The organism is Thioclava sp. DLFJ4-1 (assembly GCF_002020145.1).
Classification (GTDB): Bacteria; Pseudomonadota; Alphaproteobacteria; order Rhodobacterales; family Rhodobacteraceae; genus Thioclava; species Thioclava sediminum.
On record NZ_MPZT01000006.1, the window covers coordinates 55,245 to 70,329 of the forward strand.

At 65.5% G+C, this 15,085-nt stretch carries 15 protein-coding genes; 12 read left to right on the forward strand and 3 right to left on the reverse strand.

Annotated elements, in window-relative coordinates:
* Nucleotides 1-108 precede the first annotated feature (108 nt).
* From smc to BMI85_RS17955, 6 genes are all read left to right on the forward strand, one after another.
* Complete coding sequence (gene smc / locus BMI85_RS17930; RefSeq protein WP_078602251.1) at nucleotides 109-3,567, forward strand: chromosome segregation protein SMC; 3,459 nt, start codon at nucleotides 109-111, stop codon at nucleotides 3,565-3,567.
* A 127-nt stretch (nucleotides 3,568-3,694) separates the two neighbouring features.
* The gene (locus BMI85_RS17935) at nucleotides 3,695-4,150 is read left to right on the forward strand and encodes a RidA family protein (protein WP_078602252.1); all 456 of its coding nucleotides are present in this window, start codon (nucleotides 3,695-3,697) and stop codon (nucleotides 4,148-4,150) included.
* Nucleotides 4,147-4,914, forward strand: coding sequence for a glycerophosphodiester phosphodiesterase family protein (locus BMI85_RS17940; protein ID WP_078602253.1), 768 nt, complete (start codon nucleotides 4,147-4,149; stop codon nucleotides 4,912-4,914). Before BMI85_RS17935 ends, BMI85_RS17940 begins: the two co-directional genes overlap by 4 nt.
* 57 nt (nucleotides 4,915-4,971) lie before the next feature.
* Nucleotides 4,972-6,159, forward strand: a complete 1,188-nt coding sequence (locus BMI85_RS17945) for a GNAT family N-acetyltransferase (protein ID WP_078602254.1) — start codon at nucleotides 4,972-4,974, stop codon at nucleotides 6,157-6,159.
* Nucleotides 6,160-6,198: 39 nt separating this feature from the next.
* Nucleotides 6,199-7,080, forward strand: coding sequence for a mechanosensitive ion channel domain-containing protein (locus BMI85_RS17950; protein ID WP_078602255.1), 882 nt, complete (start codon nucleotides 6,199-6,201; stop codon nucleotides 7,078-7,080).
* Between the two features lie 57 nt (nucleotides 7,081-7,137).
* Entirely contained in the window at nucleotides 7,138-7,509 is a 372-nt protein-coding gene (locus BMI85_RS17955; protein WP_078602256.1) for a 4a-hydroxytetrahydrobiopterin dehydratase, read from the forward strand.
* 56 nt (nucleotides 7,510-7,565) lie between these two features.
* Here BMI85_RS17955 and BMI85_RS17960 read toward each other — a convergent pair whose 3' ends face one another.
* Nucleotides 7,566-8,054, reverse strand: coding sequence for a peroxiredoxin (locus BMI85_RS17960; RefSeq protein ID WP_078602257.1), 489 nt, complete (start codon nucleotides 8,052-8,054; stop codon nucleotides 7,566-7,568).
* Between the two features lie 82 nt (nucleotides 8,055-8,136).
* Here BMI85_RS17960 and BMI85_RS17965 point away from each other — a divergent pair, with 82 nt between their 5' ends.
* Genes BMI85_RS17965 through BMI85_RS17975 form a run of 3 tightly spaced genes read left to right on the forward strand, consistent with a single transcriptional unit; the run spans nucleotide 8,137 to nucleotide 10,561 of the window.
* Nucleotides 8,137-9,336, forward strand: a complete 1,200-nt coding sequence (locus BMI85_RS17965; protein WP_078602258.1) for an FAD-dependent oxidoreductase — start codon at nucleotides 8,137-8,139, stop codon at nucleotides 9,334-9,336.
* Nucleotides 9,333-9,896, forward strand: coding sequence for a 16S rRNA (guanine(966)-N(2))-methyltransferase RsmD (rsmD, locus tag BMI85_RS17970; RefSeq protein ID WP_078550842.1), 564 nt, complete (start codon nucleotides 9,333-9,335; stop codon nucleotides 9,894-9,896). The genes BMI85_RS17965 and rsmD overlap by 4 nt, the downstream gene beginning before the upstream one ends.
* A complete protein-coding gene (locus tag BMI85_RS17975) occupies nucleotides 9,893-10,561 on the forward strand; it encodes an HAD family phosphatase (RefSeq protein ID WP_078602259.1) in 669 nt (222 codons plus the stop codon). The genes rsmD and BMI85_RS17975 overlap by 4 nt, the downstream gene beginning before the upstream one ends.
* Nucleotides 10,562-10,635: 74 nt before the next feature.
* Here BMI85_RS17975 and map read toward each other — a convergent pair whose 3' ends face one another.
* Nucleotides 10,636-11,445, reverse strand: a complete 810-nt coding sequence (map, locus tag BMI85_RS17980) for a type I methionyl aminopeptidase (RefSeq protein ID WP_078541690.1) — start codon at nucleotides 11,443-11,445, stop codon at nucleotides 10,636-10,638.
* Between the two features lie 117 nt (nucleotides 11,446-11,562).
* On the opposite strand from map, the gene BMI85_RS17985 reads away from it, so the two are divergent.
* The 3 genes from BMI85_RS17985 to BMI85_RS17995 are packed head-to-tail and all read left to right on the forward strand — an operon-like array spanning nucleotide 11,563 to nucleotide 13,966.
* Entirely contained in the window at nucleotides 11,563-12,291 is a 729-nt protein-coding gene (locus BMI85_RS17985; RefSeq protein WP_078602260.1) for a molybdopterin-binding protein, read from the forward strand.
* Nucleotides 12,288-13,001 carry a GNAT family N-acetyltransferase gene (locus BMI85_RS17990; protein ID WP_078602261.1) on the forward strand — a complete coding sequence of 238 codons (714 nt, stop codon included), beginning with the start codon at nucleotides 12,288-12,290 and terminating at the stop codon, nucleotides 12,999-13,001. Before BMI85_RS17985 ends, BMI85_RS17990 begins: the two co-directional genes overlap by 4 nt.
* Nucleotides 12,998-13,966, forward strand: a complete 969-nt coding sequence (locus BMI85_RS17995; protein ID WP_078602262.1) for an OmpA family protein — start codon at nucleotides 12,998-13,000, stop codon at nucleotides 13,964-13,966. The genes BMI85_RS17990 and BMI85_RS17995 overlap by 4 nt, the downstream gene beginning before the upstream one ends.
* A 42-nt stretch (nucleotides 13,967-14,008) precedes the next feature.
* On the opposite strand, the gene BMI85_RS18000 is transcribed toward BMI85_RS17995, so the two are convergent.
* Nucleotides 14,009-14,914 carry a LysR family transcriptional regulator gene (locus BMI85_RS18000; protein WP_078550848.1) on the reverse strand — a complete coding sequence of 302 codons (906 nt, stop codon included), beginning with the start codon at nucleotides 14,912-14,914 and terminating at the stop codon, nucleotides 14,009-14,011.
* Nucleotides 14,915-15,085: the final 171 nt, after the last annotated feature.

Sequence of the window (15,085 nt, forward strand, 5' to 3'; positions counted from 1 at the left end):
TTGTGGATAACAGCCCCATCATCGCCAGATGCGGTGTCTTTCCATTGACTCGCAGGCCTGCTCTACGGACACTTCTCAGAACTCAGTCAGATTCGGAAAGTTCGGCAATTGCGCTTCTCTCGGCTTCGTCTCAACGGTTTCAAGAGCTTCGTGGACCCCACGGATCTCGTGATCCATGACGGGCTGACCGGCGTCGTCGGGCCCAATGGCTGCGGCAAGTCGAACCTCCTAGAAGCGCTGCGCTGGGTGATGGGCGAGAACCGCCCCTCGGCGATGCGCGGCGGCGGGATGGAAGACGTGATCTTCGCGGGCGCCTCGTCGCGCGGGGCGCGCAACTTCGCGGAAGTCGCGTTGCAGATCGACAATACCGAACGGCTCGCGCCGTCGGGGTTCAACGACAGCGACGGGCTGGAGATCGTGCGCCGGATCACCCGCGATGCGGGCTCGGCCTATAAGGTGAACTCCAAGGATGTGCGCGCCCGCGACGTGCAGATGCTGTTCGCCGACGCCTCGACCGGCGCGCATTCGCCCGCGCTCGTGCGGCAGGGCCAGATTTCCGAACTGATCAACGCCAAACCGAAGAACCGCCGCCGCATCCTCGAGGAAGCAGCCGGGATCTCGGGTCTCTATCAGCGCCGCCACGAGGCGGAGCTGAAGCTGAACGGCGCCGAACAGAACCTGACCCGCGTCGATGACGTGATCGAGCAACTCGCTTCGCAGCTGGCCACCCTCGCCCGGCAGGCGCGCCAAGCCGCGCGCTACCGCACCATCGGCGAAGAGCTGCGCCGCGCCGAGGGGATGCTGCTGTATCGCCGCTGGCGCGAAGCCGATCTGGCCCGCACCACCGCCGAAGAGGCGCATCGCGAGAAGGTCGCCGGGGCCGCGCAGGCCGAGAAAGCCTCCCGCGAGGCGGCGAAGGCCCGGCAGGGCAAAGAAGACGCATTGCCGCCGCTGCGCGAGGAAGAGGCCATCGCGGGCGCGATCCTGCAGCGCCTCACCGTGCAACGCGACGCGCTCTCGGATCAGGAAGATCAGGCGATCGCGCGGATCGAGACGCTGAAGGCGCGGATCGAGCAGCTCGTGCGCGACATGGAGCGCGAAGCGGGGCTCAACCGCGATGCGGGCGAGACGATCGGGCGGCTCGAATGGGAGCAGTCGCAGATCGCGAAAGCCTCCGAAGGGCATGAAGACAAACTGGCGGCGGCGGTCGATGCCGCCCATGAGGCCGCACAGATTTTGCAGGAGCGCGAGGCGCAACTGTCGGAGCTAACCGAGGATGTCGCGCGGCTCGCCGCCCGCCACCAGTCGTCCCAGCGCCTCGTCACCGACAACCGCGCGACGGCGGAGAAATCCGAAGCCGCCGCGGCGCAGGCGAAGCAATCCGCTGAGGCCGCTGCCGCCGCGCTTGCGAAGGCGAACACCGAATTCGAGGCGGCCGAAGGCGCTCAGACACAGGCGCAGGCCGCCGCCGAAGCCGCCGAGGAAGCGCTTGGCCAAGCCGATGACGCGCGCGCCGAGGCGCAGGGCCGCGAAAGCGCGGCCCGGGCGGCGCGCTCGGAAGCCGAGGGCGAAGCGGGGGCGTTGCGGGCCGAGGTGTCGGCGCTCGCGCGTCTGGTCGAGCGCGAAGCCTCCAACGGTCAGCAAATTCTCGACCGCGTCCGGGTGGATCGCGGCTACGAGGCGGCGCTTGGTGCCGCGCTCGCCGATGACCTGCGCGCGCCGGAAGTCGGCGAGGATGACGCGACCGGCTGGCAAGCCCTGCCCGACTATCCCGCGCCGCAGCCCCTGCCCGTCGGTGTCGAGCCGCTCTCGGCTCATGTCGATGTGCCCGATGTGCTGGTCCGCCGGATTTCGCAGATCGGTCTGGTTGAGGATTACGACGAGGGCGTGCGGCTGCAGGATCAACTGGCCCCCGGCCAGCGGCTCGTCTCGACCGAGGGCGACCTGTGGCGCTGGGACGGCTATCGCGCCGGCGCCGAGGATGCGCCGACCGCCGCCGCATTGCGCTTGCAACAGCTCAACCGTCTGGTGGAGTTGAAGCGCGATCTGGAAGAGGCCGAGGCGCGCGCTTCGGGCGCGAAATCCGCCCATGAGGCGTTGACCGCCGCGCTGGCCGAGGCCACCCGCGCCGATGCCGCCGCGCGCGAGGCGCGCCGTGACGCGGATCGCCGTCTGGCCGAAGCGGGCCGCGCGCTCAGCCGGGCCGAGGCCGATCGCTCGATCGCCAGTTCCAAGCTGGAAAGCGCCCAGCTCGCCGTCGCCCGCCACGAGGAAGAGGCTGGCAGCGCGCGGATGGCGCTACGCGAAGCGGAGAATGCGCAATCCTCCCTGCCCGATCTGGACGCCGCGCGCGGCGACGTCGAGGCGGTGAAGATGACCGTCGAAGCGGCGCGGATGACGATGATGACCAAGCGCTCCGCCCATGACGAAATCCGTCGCGAGGGCGAGGCGCGGCTGAAGCGTCGGCAGGAGATCACCAAGGAAATCTCCGGCTGGCGGCACCGCTTGGAGACCGCCGAGAAACGCTCTGCCGAGCTGGAAACCCGCAAGATCGAGAGCGAGGCGGAGTTGAAGGACGCCTCCGCCGCGCCCGAGGAACTGGCCGCGAAACGCGCCGAGCTGTCGGAGGCCATCGCCACCGCCGAAGCGCGTCAGGCCGAGGCGTCGGACAAGCTGTCGGGCGCGGAAAGCGCCCTGCGCGAGGCGCAACTGGCCGAGCGCGAAGCCGAACGTCTGGCCGGTGAGGCGCGCGAAGCCCGCGCCCGCGCCGAGGCCCGCGTCGACGCGGCCCGTGAAACCGTCGCCTATGCCGCCGAACGTATCCTCGAGGAAACCGAGAAGTCGCCGCAGGATCTTCTGGAAAGCCTCGATGCCGATCCCGAGAAAATGCCCGACGCGGAGAAGCTCGACGCGGAAGTGAACCGGCTCAAGCGCCTGCGCGAAAGCCTTGGTGCGGTGAACCTGCGCGCCGAGGAAGACGCCCGCGAAGTGCAGGAAGAGCATGACACGCTGGTGCAGGAGAAATCCGATCTCGAAGAGGCGATCCGCAAGCTGCGCGCCGGGATTTCGGGTCTGAACCGCGAAGGGCGCGAGCGTCTGCTGACCGCATTCGAGCAGGTGAACGAGAACTTCCGCACGCTGTTCACCCACCTCTTCGGCGGCGGCTCGGCGAACCTGCAGCTGGTCGAAAGCGACGACCCGCTGGAGGCCGGTCTCGAGATCATGTGCCAGCCGCCGGGCAAGAAGCTGTCGACGCTGTCGCTGCTGTCGGGTGGCGAGCAGACGCTGACCGCGATGGCGCTGATCTTCGCGGTCTTCATGGCCAACCCCGCCCCGATCTGCGTGCTCGACGAGGTCGACGCGCCGCTCGATGACGCCAACGTGACGCGCTTCTGCGACCTGCTCGACGAGATGACGCGGCGCACCGATACGCGCTTCCTGATCATCACCCACCACGCGGTGACGATGGCGCGGATGGACCGGTTGTTCGGTGTGACGATGCAGGAGCAGGGCGTGAGCCAGCTGGTCTCGGTCGACCTGAAGAAGGCCGAGGCGCTGGTGGCATAACGGCGAGGGGCTCGGCCCCGCGCTATCGCGCCCCCGGGATATTTCGATCAAGAAGAAGAGACGCGAATCCGCTTGCGGGGAAACAGGCGCGCGCCTAGCCTCGCCGCGAAATTTCATGGAGGGCGCAATGGCCAAGATCGAAGCACGTCTCGAAGAGCTGGGAATTCACCTTCCCGATGCGCCCGCACCGGCGGCAAATTACGTGCCCTTCGTGCGCACCGACAATCAACTGTTCGTCTCGGGACAGATCTCGAACGGGCCCGAGGGGCTGATCCGCGGCAAGCTCGGCGACGGGATGGATGTCGAAGAGGGCGCGATGGCAGCGCGGTTTTGCGGGCTGGCACTGATCGCGCAGGCGAAAGCGGCGATTGGCGATCTCGACAAACTCCGCGTGGTGAAGCTGGTGGGCTTCGTGAATTCGACGCCTGAGTTCACCGATCAGCCCAAGGTCGTGAACGGCTGTTCGGACCTGATGGTCGAAGTCTTCGGCGACGCGGGGCGTCACGCGCGTTCGGCGGTCTCGGCGGCTTCGCTTCCGATGGGCGTCGCGGTCGAAATCGAGGCGATTTTCGAGGTCGCGTGATGGCATTGCATCCTGATTTTCTCCGGCTTCCGATCGCGCATCGGGCGCTGCACGACTACACGCTCGGCCGTCCCGAAAACAGCCGCGGCGCAATCCGCGCGGCCATCGCGGCGGGCTACGGGATCGAGATCGACGTGCAACTCTCGGCCGATGGCGTGCCGATGGTGTTTCACGATTACGCGCTGGACCGGCTGACCGCAGAGCGCGGCCCGGTACGCCAGCGCACGTCGGCAGAGCTTGGCGCGATCCATCTAAGCGGCACGCAGGAGGGCATTCCGACACTCGCCGAAGTGCTCACGATCGTCGACGGGCAGGTTCCGCTTCTAGTCGAGATCAAGGATCAGGACGGCGCGCTCGGCCAGCAGATCGGCCCGCTGGAAGAAGCTACGGCGCTGTTGCTGCGCGACTATGAAGGCCCGGTTGCGGTGATGTCCTTCAACCCCCACGCGGTGGCGGCGTTCGGCGAGCTGGCCCCGGGCGTGCCTGTCGGGCTGACCACCTCGGCCTATCAGCCCAATGACTGGGCGCTGCTGCCCGCGGCCCGCGGCGACGAACTGCGCCATATCCCCGATTTCGAGCGCGTCGGCGCGGCCTTCATCTCGCACGAGGCGAAGGACCTGAACGCGCTGCGGGTGACCGAGCTGAAATCGCTCGGCGTGCCTGTTCTGTGCTGGACGATCCGCTCGGTCGACGAGGAGGCGCTGGCGCGTCGGGTGGCCGATAACGTGACCTTCGAAGGCTACCTCTCGGCGCTTCCGGCTTGACGCCGCGCGCTCAGGGTACAGATTCAGGCAAAGGATGGCCTAACCACCCGGGATAAAATGGATCAAAGCGTTGAAATCACGCTTTATTCGGATATTTCCGAAATAAGTGAAGAAGACTGGAACGCCTGCGCCTGCCCCGAAATCGGGGATGGGGAGCGGGCGTTCGACCCGTTCACCACGCATCGGTTTCTCGCCGCCCTCGAGGCTTCCGGCTCGGTCGGTCCGGGGACGGGATGGGATGCGCGGCATCTCGTGGCGCGGATGGGCGACCGGGTGATCGGCGTCGCACCGCTTTACGTGAAATCGCACAGTCAGGGCGAATATGTCTTCGATCACGGCTGGGCGGATGCGTTCGAGCGCGCGGGCGGGCGCTATTACCCCAAGCTGCAATGCGCAGTGCCCTTCACGCCCGTGGCCGGCCGGCGTCTGCTGGTTCTGCCGGGACTGGAAGAGGCCGGGGGCCGCGCGCTGCTGGCCGGGATGGCGCAGATCGCGGAAGGGGCCGGGGTCTCGTCGGTCCATATGACCTTCTGCACCGAGGACGAGGCGGAGCTTGCCGCCGAGGCGGGCTGGCTGCCGCGGCTCGGGCAACAATTCCACTGGTTCAACGACGATTACGAGAGCTTCGAGCAGTTCCTTGGCGATCTGAGTTCGCGCAAGCGCAAAACGCTGCGCAAGGAACGCCAGCGGGCACAGGCCTTCGGTGGCGAGATCGTGCAGCTGACTGGCGACGATATTCGACCCGAGCATTGGGACGCGTTCTGGCAGTTCTATCAGGACACAGGCGCGCGGAAATGGGGCCGCCCTTACCTGAGCCGAGCCTTCTTCGATCTTCTGCACGAGATGCGCGAGGACGTGCTTCTGGTGCTTGCGATGAACGGAGACAGCCCGATTGCGGGTGCGCTGAACCTGATTGGGCGAGATGCTCTGTTCGGACGCTATTGGGGCTGCATCGAGGATCACCCCTTCCTGCACTTCGAGCTTTGCTACCATCAGGCGGTCGATTACGCCATCGCGCACAAGCTGAGCCGGGTCGAAGCCGGGGCGCAGGGCGAACATAAGCTGGCGCGCGGTTATCTTCCCGTCGCGACCCATTCGGCGCATTGGATCGGCCATGAAGGTCTGCGCGGGGCGGTCGCGGAGTACTTGGAAGCCGAACGCGCCGCCGTAGACGAAGATATCGAGATACTTACCGAAATGGGGCCGTTCCGGAGCCCCTCGGGTGGCAGCGATGAGCAGGCGTGATAAGTAGCAGTGTTAAAGGACGTATGACGGGAGCGATGAATGAATTTCAATGACCTGACCGATGTCAGCGCATGGCTGACGCAGGATCGGATCGATGCGGCCATCATGGTTGCGGTGAATGTGGTGGCTGCGCTGGTGATCCTGCTGGTCGCGATGGCGATCTCGGCCTGGGCCAAACGACGCATCGTGGCGCTATCGCAGCGCTACAAACGGCTGGACGACACGCTCTTCGGCTTCCTCGGCAATATGGTGAAATACCTGATCCTCGCGATCGGGGTGATCTTCATCCTCAACCGCTTCGGTATTCAGACCACCTCGCTGGCCGCCCTTGTCGGTGCCGCCGGTCTGGCCATCGGTCTTGCGCTGCAAGGAACGCTGTCGAACCTCGCGGCGGGTGTGATGATCATCCTGTTCCGCCCGTTCCGCCAAGGCGATTTCATCGCGGCGGGCTCGGAAAGCGGCACGGTGACCGAGATCCAGCTCTTCTACACGGTGCTGACGACCTATGACGGCATCCAGATCATCGTGCCCAACAGCGACATCTGGTCGAGCGCGATCACCAATTTCTCCGCCAACCCGACGCGGATGATGGATCTGACCATCGGCGTCGCCTATGACGCGGACCTGAAGAAGACGCAGGAAGTGCTGGAGAATATCTCGCTCTCCGATCCGCGTGCCCTTCAAGAGCCCGCGCCCGTGATCCGGGTGAAGCAACTGGGCGACAGCTCGGTCGATTTCACCTTCCGCGTCTGGGCCAAGACGGAAGATTTCTGGGGCCTGCAGGCGGAATATACCCGCAAGATCAAGGTGGAGTTCGACGCGAACGGCATCGGCATCCCCTTCCCCACGCGGACGCTCGAAGTGGTGCAGGTGCCGAAGATCGAGACCCGCAGCGTGACCCGCGAAAGCGGCGCCGCTTGAACTGGCGGCCCGGGGCTGCAAGGCTGCGGGCCAGCTTAACGCATCAGGGAGTAAGCGATGACATCGAAGCTCGAACCCGAGGAACGCAAGGCGCTGCTCAATGCGCTTGAAGATACCGGATGGCGCGCGGCCGATGGGCAGGATGCCTTGATCAAGCGGCTTCTGTTCAAGGATTTCTCCGCCGCTTGGGGGTTCATGAGCCAAGCCGCGCTCTGCGCCGAGAAGATGGATCACCATCCCGACTGGCGCAATGTCTACAACAAGCTCGAAATCACGCTGACGACCCATGATTGCGGCGGCATCAGCGTCCTCGATATCGAGCTGGCCGGTGCGCTGGATTCGCTGGCCGAGGGCGTGGCCGAGGTCGACCGCGATATCGGACGCCCGGTGATGCGACTGACCGAACCTGTCGAAAAAGACGACGACTAAACGAAAAACGCCCGGCTCCTTGGCCGGGCGTTTTCATGTTCCGGTAAGGGCGCGCGTCAGATTGCCGCGAGGAGCCCTTCGCCTGCCGAGGCTTCGCAGGTGCCGGGGCTATCCTCGACATGCAGCAGCTTGACCACGCCATCCTCGACCAGCATCGCATAGCGCTTCGAGCGGTTGATGAGGCCCGCGGGCGGCGCGGTGAAATCCATCTCGATCGCCTGCGTGAAAGCGGCTTCCGGGTCGGCCAGCATGGTCAGCCCCGCCTCGGTCGCGCCGGTCTCTTCGCCCCAGGACTTCATCACGAAGGGGTCATTGACGGAGATGCAGACGATCTCGTCCACGCCCTTTTCGGCGAATTGGTCCTTGGTGCGGATGAAGCTGGGCACATGGGCGGTGGTGCAGACGCCGGTATAGGCGCCCGGCACGGCGAAGATCACGATCTTGCGGCCCTTCATCTTGTCGCCAAGGCTCACGGGTTGCGGCCCTTCATCGCCCACGGCGAGGAAAGTCGCGCCGGGAAGAACGTCGCCGGTCGTTAAGGTCATAGAAAGCTCCGATTTGTTCGCGTTGCACTTGTTCCGCCCGTCGATATAGGGTCAGGCGCGAGCCGGGCCAGTGGAGAAAGTTATGAGCGGAATAGTGATCGTCGGCGCGGGACAGGCCGCAGCCTCCATGGCCGCGAAACTGCGGGCGCTGAAATTTGACGGGGCGATCACCGTGATCGGCTCGGAGCCCATTCAGCCCTACCAGCGACCACCCCTGTCGAAAGCCTATCTGCTGGGCGATATGGAGCTGGAGCGGCTCACGCTGCGCGCCCCCGACTGGTGGCAGGAGAACGACATCATGCTGCGGCTCGGCACCTCCGTCACCGCGATCGATGCCGAGGCGCAGACGGTCACCCTGTCGGATGGCGAGACGCTCGATTATTCCGAACTCGCGCTCTGCACCGGGGCCACGCCGCGCCGTCTGCCCGCGGCGATCGGCGGCGATCTGGGCAATGTCTTCACCGTGCGCAACCTCGCGGATGTCGACCGGATGCAGCCTCATTTCACCGAAGGCAAACGGCTCTTGGTGGTCGGCGGCGGCTATATCGGGCTGGAAGCAGCGGCAGTCGCCCGAAAGCTCGGCCTTGAGGTCACGCTGGTCGAGGCGGCCCCGCGCATCCTCGGCCGCGTCGCCTGCGAAGAAACTGCAGACGCGATCCGCAAGCTGCACAGCGAGCGCGGCGTCGAAATCCTCGAAGGGGTCGGCCTGACGCGTTTGACCGGCGAGGAGACCGTCACCGGCGCGATCCTCGAGGACGGGCGCGAATTGCCGGCCGATTTCGTGATCGTCGGCATCGGCATCACCCCCGACGAAGAGGTCGCCCGCGAAGCCGGTATCCATTGCGAAAACGGCATCGCCGCCGACGCGCAGGGCAGCACCTCCGCGCCCCATATCTGGGCGGCGGGCGACTGCGCTTCCTTCCCCGGGACCGAGGGACGTATCCGCCTCGAATCCGTCGGCAACGCCATCGACATGGGCGAGCTGGTCGCCGAGAACATGCTGGGAGCAGGCCGCGCCTATGCCCCAAAACCGTGGTTCTGGTCCGATCAGTTCGACGCGAAGCTGCAGATCGCCGGGCTCAATGCGGGCTACGATCAGGTCGTCAGCCGCCGCGATGACGGCAGCAGCTTCTGGTATTTCCGCGCAGGCCGCCTGATCGCGGTGGACGCGATCAACGATGCGCGCGCCTATATGGTCGGCAAGCGTCTCATCGAAGCGGGCAGGCCCGTTACGCCCGAAGCAGTCGAGACCACGGCAGAGCTGAAAGCCCTGATGAAATGAGAATTATCGGTGGGGCGAAACGCGGGCTGAAACTGGCGGATGTGGGTGCAGGCGACATGGATGCGCATCTGCGCCCCACGACCGACCGCGTGCGCGAGTCGATCTTCAACCTGCTGATGAATGGCGGGCATGGCAATCCGGTGCCCGAGGCGCGGGTGCTCGATCTCTTCGCAGGCACCGGCGCGCTGGGGCTGGAGGCGCTGTCGCGCGGCGCGGCCCGCGTGGCCTTCGTCGATGACGGCACCGCCGCCCGCGCACTTCTGCGCCGCAATATCGAGGCGATGCGCGCGATGGGCGTCACCGATGTCTGGCGGCGCGATGCGACCAATATGGGTCCCAATCGCGGCCCCGGCTACGATCTGATCTTCCTCGACCCGCCCTATGGGATGGGGCTGGGCGAACGCGCCCTCGCCTCCTGTCTCGAGAATGGATGGATCGCTCCGGGCGCGATGATCGTTTGGGAAGAGAACACCCCGCCGATCCTGCCCGCCGCCCTCGAACAGCTCGACCAACGCCGCTATGGCGACACGCTCGTAACCCTTGCCCGGATGCCTGAATGACAAACCACCCGAAGATCCCCCATGCCGTCCTGTTCGATTGCGACGGTGTGCTCGTCGACAGCGAGCCCGCGACCTTCGACCTGATTCAGGAAGAATTCGCCCGCTACGGCGTGCATAAGACGATCTCCGAACTGGAAGACGCCTTCATCGGCTCCACCATCGAGAATGTCTATCAATGGGGCCGCGCGCATGGGGCCGATCTGCCCGAGGGCTGGGTCGACAGCTATTACGAAGGGCTCTACGCCCGGCTGCGCGAGGGGACCGAGTTGATGCCCGGCATCCCGCGCCTTCTCGCCCGGCTCGATGCGGAGGGAATTCCCTTTGCGGTCGGCTCGAACGGACGGCAGGCGAAGATGGAGGCGACGCTCGGGCAGCACCCGGATATCCGCACGCGGCTCGAAGGACTTCTGTTCTCGGGGCAGGACATGGGACTGCCCAAGCCGAAGCCCGATCTCTACATCCATGCCGCGCGCCATCTGGGCGCTGACCCGAAGGCTTGCGTGGTGATCGAAGATAGCGCCACAGGCGCGCGCGCGGCGAAAAACGCTGGCATGCGCTGCCTCGGCTATTCGCCGAAAGGCGATAACCCGCGGCTCGCGGCGGAAGGGGCGGAACTGTTCACCGACATGGCCCAAGTGCCGCGGCTCATCGGCCTCGATCCCTGATCTTCGGCTTGGCGGAAATATCCCGGGGGGCTGGCGCAGCCAGCGGGGGCAGAGCCCCCACCAACAGCTAAATCTCAGCGCCAGGTCGGGTGGAAGCGCCCGGCTGGCGAGGTGGTGAAGATCTCGCAGCCATCTGCGGTCACGCCCACCGAATGCTCGAACTGTGCCGACAGCGATTTGTCGCGCGTCACGGCGGTCCAATCGTCAGCCAGAACCTTGGTCTCGGGGCGGCCCAGATTCACCATCGGCTCGATCGTGAAGATCATACCCTCTTCCAGCATCGCGCCGGTGCCCGCGCGCCCGTAATGCAGCACGTTCGGCGGCGCGTGGAAGACCTTGCCCACGCCGTGACCGCAGAAATCGCGCACCACCGACATGCGGTTGCTTTCGACGAATTTCTGGATCGCGTGGCCGATATCGCCAAAGGTGTTGCCGGGCTTCACCTGCTCGATGCCGACCATGAGCGAGTCATGGGTGACCTGAATCAGACGCTCGGCCTTGCGGCTCAGATTGCCTGCCACATACATGCGCGAGCTGTCCCCGAACCAGCCGTCGAGGATCACGGTCACGTCGATATTGATGATATCGCCGTCCTTCAGCTTCTTGTCGCCCGGGATGCCGTGGCAGACGACGTGGTTCACCGAGATGCAGCTCGCGTGCTGATAGCCGCGATACCCGATGGTCGCCGAGGTCGCGCCCAACTCGCCCACGCGGCGTTCGATGAAGGCGTCGAGTGCTGCGGTCGTGACCCCCGGTTCCACCAGATCGGCGACTTCGTCGAGGATCTGCGCCGTCACCTGCGAGGAGGCGCGCATTCCCGCAAAATCGCTTTGATCGTAGATCCGGATTCCGTCCTTCGTGGTGCGGCCCTGAGTATCGTCCAACGGTCTGCTCCTTAAGGGTTTCGGCCTTTAGATAGTCACAAAAGCGGGGCTTGGCCAGTGCCCGGGCTTTTCGCGCCCCGTTCCGCGCCCTATACCAAGTCGAAAGGAGCCAGAAACATGCCAAATCCCACCGCAGCGATCCTGATCATCGGCGATGAAATCCTCTCGGGGCGGACCCGCGAGGGAAACGCGCATTATCTGGCCGGACAGCTGGTCGAGCGCGGAATCACCTGCCGCGAGATCCGCGTGGTGCCGGACGACAATGACGTGATCGTGGCCGCGGTGCGGGAACTCTCGGCAGCCCATGATCACCTTTTTACGGGCGGCGGAATCGGCCCGACCCATGACGACATCACCGCCGATGCGGTGGCCGAGGCGATGGGGGCCAAGCTCGACGTGCGCGAGGATGCCAAGGCGATCCTCGCCGCGCATTACGCAGCCCGCGACACCGAGTTCACCTCCGCAAGGCTGCGCATGGCGCGGATCCCCGACGGCGCGGAGCTGATCGAGAACCCGGTCTCTGCCGCGCCGGGCTTCTCGCTGGGCAATGTCCATGTGATGGCGGGCGTGCCGAACATCTTTCAGGCGATGGTCGAGGGGCTCTTGCCGAAACTCACCGGTGGCGCGCCGATGCTCTCGCGCAGCCTGCAGGTGCTGCGCGCGGAATCCTCGGTGGCCGACGATCTGCGCGCGCTGGCGGGCCGCTATCCCGACCTCTCGATCGGCTCCTATCCCTTCGTGCAGGAGGGCCGCTACGGCACCAATCTCGTGCTGCGCGGCACCGATCCCGTTCAGGTCGACGCGGGCTTCGCCGAGCTGAAGACCGCCTTCCCGGAGGGCACATGATCGACGCCTATGCGATCATCGACGCGACCTGGCCCGCAGCCGAATATCGCCGCGCGGGCGGGTTTCTGATCCGCGACGGGCAAGGTGGCGGGTCGCGCGTCAGCTGCGCGACGCTGGAAGTGCCGCTCGAGCAGGCCGACATTCCGGCCGCCGAAGCCGCGCATCGCGCCTTGGGCCAGCGTCCGCGCTTCATGATCCGCGCGGGCGACGAGGCTTTGGATGCGGTTCTGGAGGCGCGCGGCTACGAATCCTATGACCCGGTGCGGATCTGGTCGGCTCCGATCGCCGTGATGCAGGGCGAGGTGCCGCCCGTGACCGCTTTCGCCCATTGGCCGCCGCTGCAGATCGCCCGCGACCTGTGGACCGAGCTTGATGTCGGCCCCGAGCGCCAAGCGATCATGGATCGCGCCGAGGTGCCGAAAACCTGCGTTCTCGGCCGCAAGGAAGACCGGGCCGCAGGCGTCGCCTATATCGCTGTCTATGAAGGGGCCGCAATGCTCCACGCCCTCGCCGTTGCGCCGCAATATCGCCGGATGAGCCTCGCGCGCGAGATGATCTATGAGGGCGCTCGCTGGGCCGCCGAGGCCGGGGCCGAGCGGTTCGAGATGATCACGACGCTCGCCAATGACGCCTCGAACACGCTCGCCGAAAGCTTCGGTATGGAAGTGCGCGCGCAATATCACTATCGCCGCGCGCCGGAGGTGGCATGAGCAGCCGGGCGACCCTTCTTCTCGCCGGTCTGCTGGCCGTCCCCCTGTCCCACGCGGCGCTGGCCGCATCGGCGGACCTGACACTGCCCGCAGGCGCCACCCAATCCGCGCAGGAAACGAGCCCCGCCACCAGCTACCAGTTGGCGGTCGGGCCGTGGCAGGACGGTCAGCTCGAGACCCGCGATCTGGAAGGCGCACGCTCCGACACCGCCTATCAGCTGCGGGCCAATCAGAACACGACGCTGCAAATCCTCGCGCCCCTGCGCGATCAGCTCGAACAGGCGGGCTACGACATCCTCTATGAATGCGACACGCAGGCCTGCGGCGGGTTCGATTTCCGCTACGCGCTCGACCTGCTGTCAGAGCCCGCGATGCATGTCGATCTGGGCGACTTCCGCTATATCGCGGCGCGCAATGGGTCGGATTACTTCGGAATTACCGTGTCGCGCTCGTCCGAGTCGGGCTTCATTCAGGTGACCGAGATGCGGGTGCAGGACGTCACCCCCGCCCAGCCCGACGATCCGCTCGCCCCGCCGCAAACCGCGCCGATTTTGCCGCGCGCCGATGCGCCGGCCGTCGCCCCCTCCGCGCTTGCGCAGACGCTGGAGGCGCAGGGCTCGGTCGCGCTCGACGATCTCGACTTTCCGTCCGGGGCCTCCGCGCTCGGTTCTGGCGATTTCGCCTCGCTGCAGGCACTGGCCGAGTTCCTCAAGGCCAATCCCGATTTTCAGGTGATGCTGGTGGGTCATACCGATGCGGTGGGCTCGCTTGCGGCCAATATCGCGCTGTCGAAGAAACGCGCGCAATCGGCACGGCAGAAGCTGATCGGCGATTACGGGGTGGCGGCGTCGCAGGTCAGTGCCGAGGGGGCGGGTTTCCTTGCCCCGCGCGCAAGCAATCTGACCAAAGAGGGGCGCGAGAAAAACAGACGGGTCGAAGCGGTTCTCACCTCGACCCGGAGTTAGCGCCAGCCGGCGGAATGGCTCGGCGCGGGAGGGAGTTCGGTCTCACCAGTTGTCGGGGCCCTTCTCGGCGAAGGTCTTGGCGAGGAAATCGATGAAGGCGCGCACTTTCGGCTGCGTGAAACGGCCCGGCGGATAGATCGCATAGATGCCCAGCGTCTCCATCGGCAGATCGGGCATCGCCTCTTCGACGAGGCCTTCGCGCATCGCATCGGCGTAAAGGAACGAGGGCAGGTAAGCGATCCCCAGACCGGCAGTTGCAGCATGCAGCAGCGACTGGCCGTCATTGACCGTCAACCAGCCCGCCGAGCGGACCTGACGCCGCTCGCCCGAAGGCGCGGTCAGCTTCCAGACATTGCCCGCCGATTGGTTGGAGTAATGCAGTAGCTTGTGGTCGTTGAGATCGTCGATCCGCTCGGGGCGGCCGAATTTCTTGAAGTAATCCGGCGAGGCGATCATCCGGCGCGAGGTCTCGGTCAGCTTGCGCGCGCGCAGGCTCGAATCCTCCAGCTCGCCGACGCGGATCGCCATGTCGAACCCTTCGGAGATGAGTTCGACGTATCGATTGTTCAGCACCATATTCACGGTGATTTCGGGGAATTCCTGCAGGAATTCGCCGAGAACCGGCGAGAGAAGATTCACACCGAAATCGGTGGCGACCGAGATGCGCAGCAGCCCCGAGGGCGCCGTCTGCATCGACGTGACCAGCGCATCGGCCTCGCCCGCGTCGTTGAGAACACGACGCGCGCGGTCGTAATAGGCCAGCCCGATTTCCGTCGGCGAAACGCGACGGGTGGTGCGATTCAGAAGACGTGCGCCGAGTCGCGCCTCCAACGCCGAGACGTGTTTCGACACAGCCGATTTGGAGATGCCCATCTTCTTGGCTGCATCGGTGAAGCCCCCTTGATCCACAACGGTGGCAAAGGCTTCCATTTCAGTCAGGCGATCCATCCCAAACACCCTTCGGCTTGTAATTTCTGTTTCTTATTTCCCGCTTATCGGCACGAAATCGGGCGCAATTTAGACTTCGCGGCGACAATACGAGGGTAACAATGGAAGAGAATCCCGCAGGTTGGTGATCCCTGCGAAACGGTGGCGCTTTCGCTCTGACGCCGCGTTCGA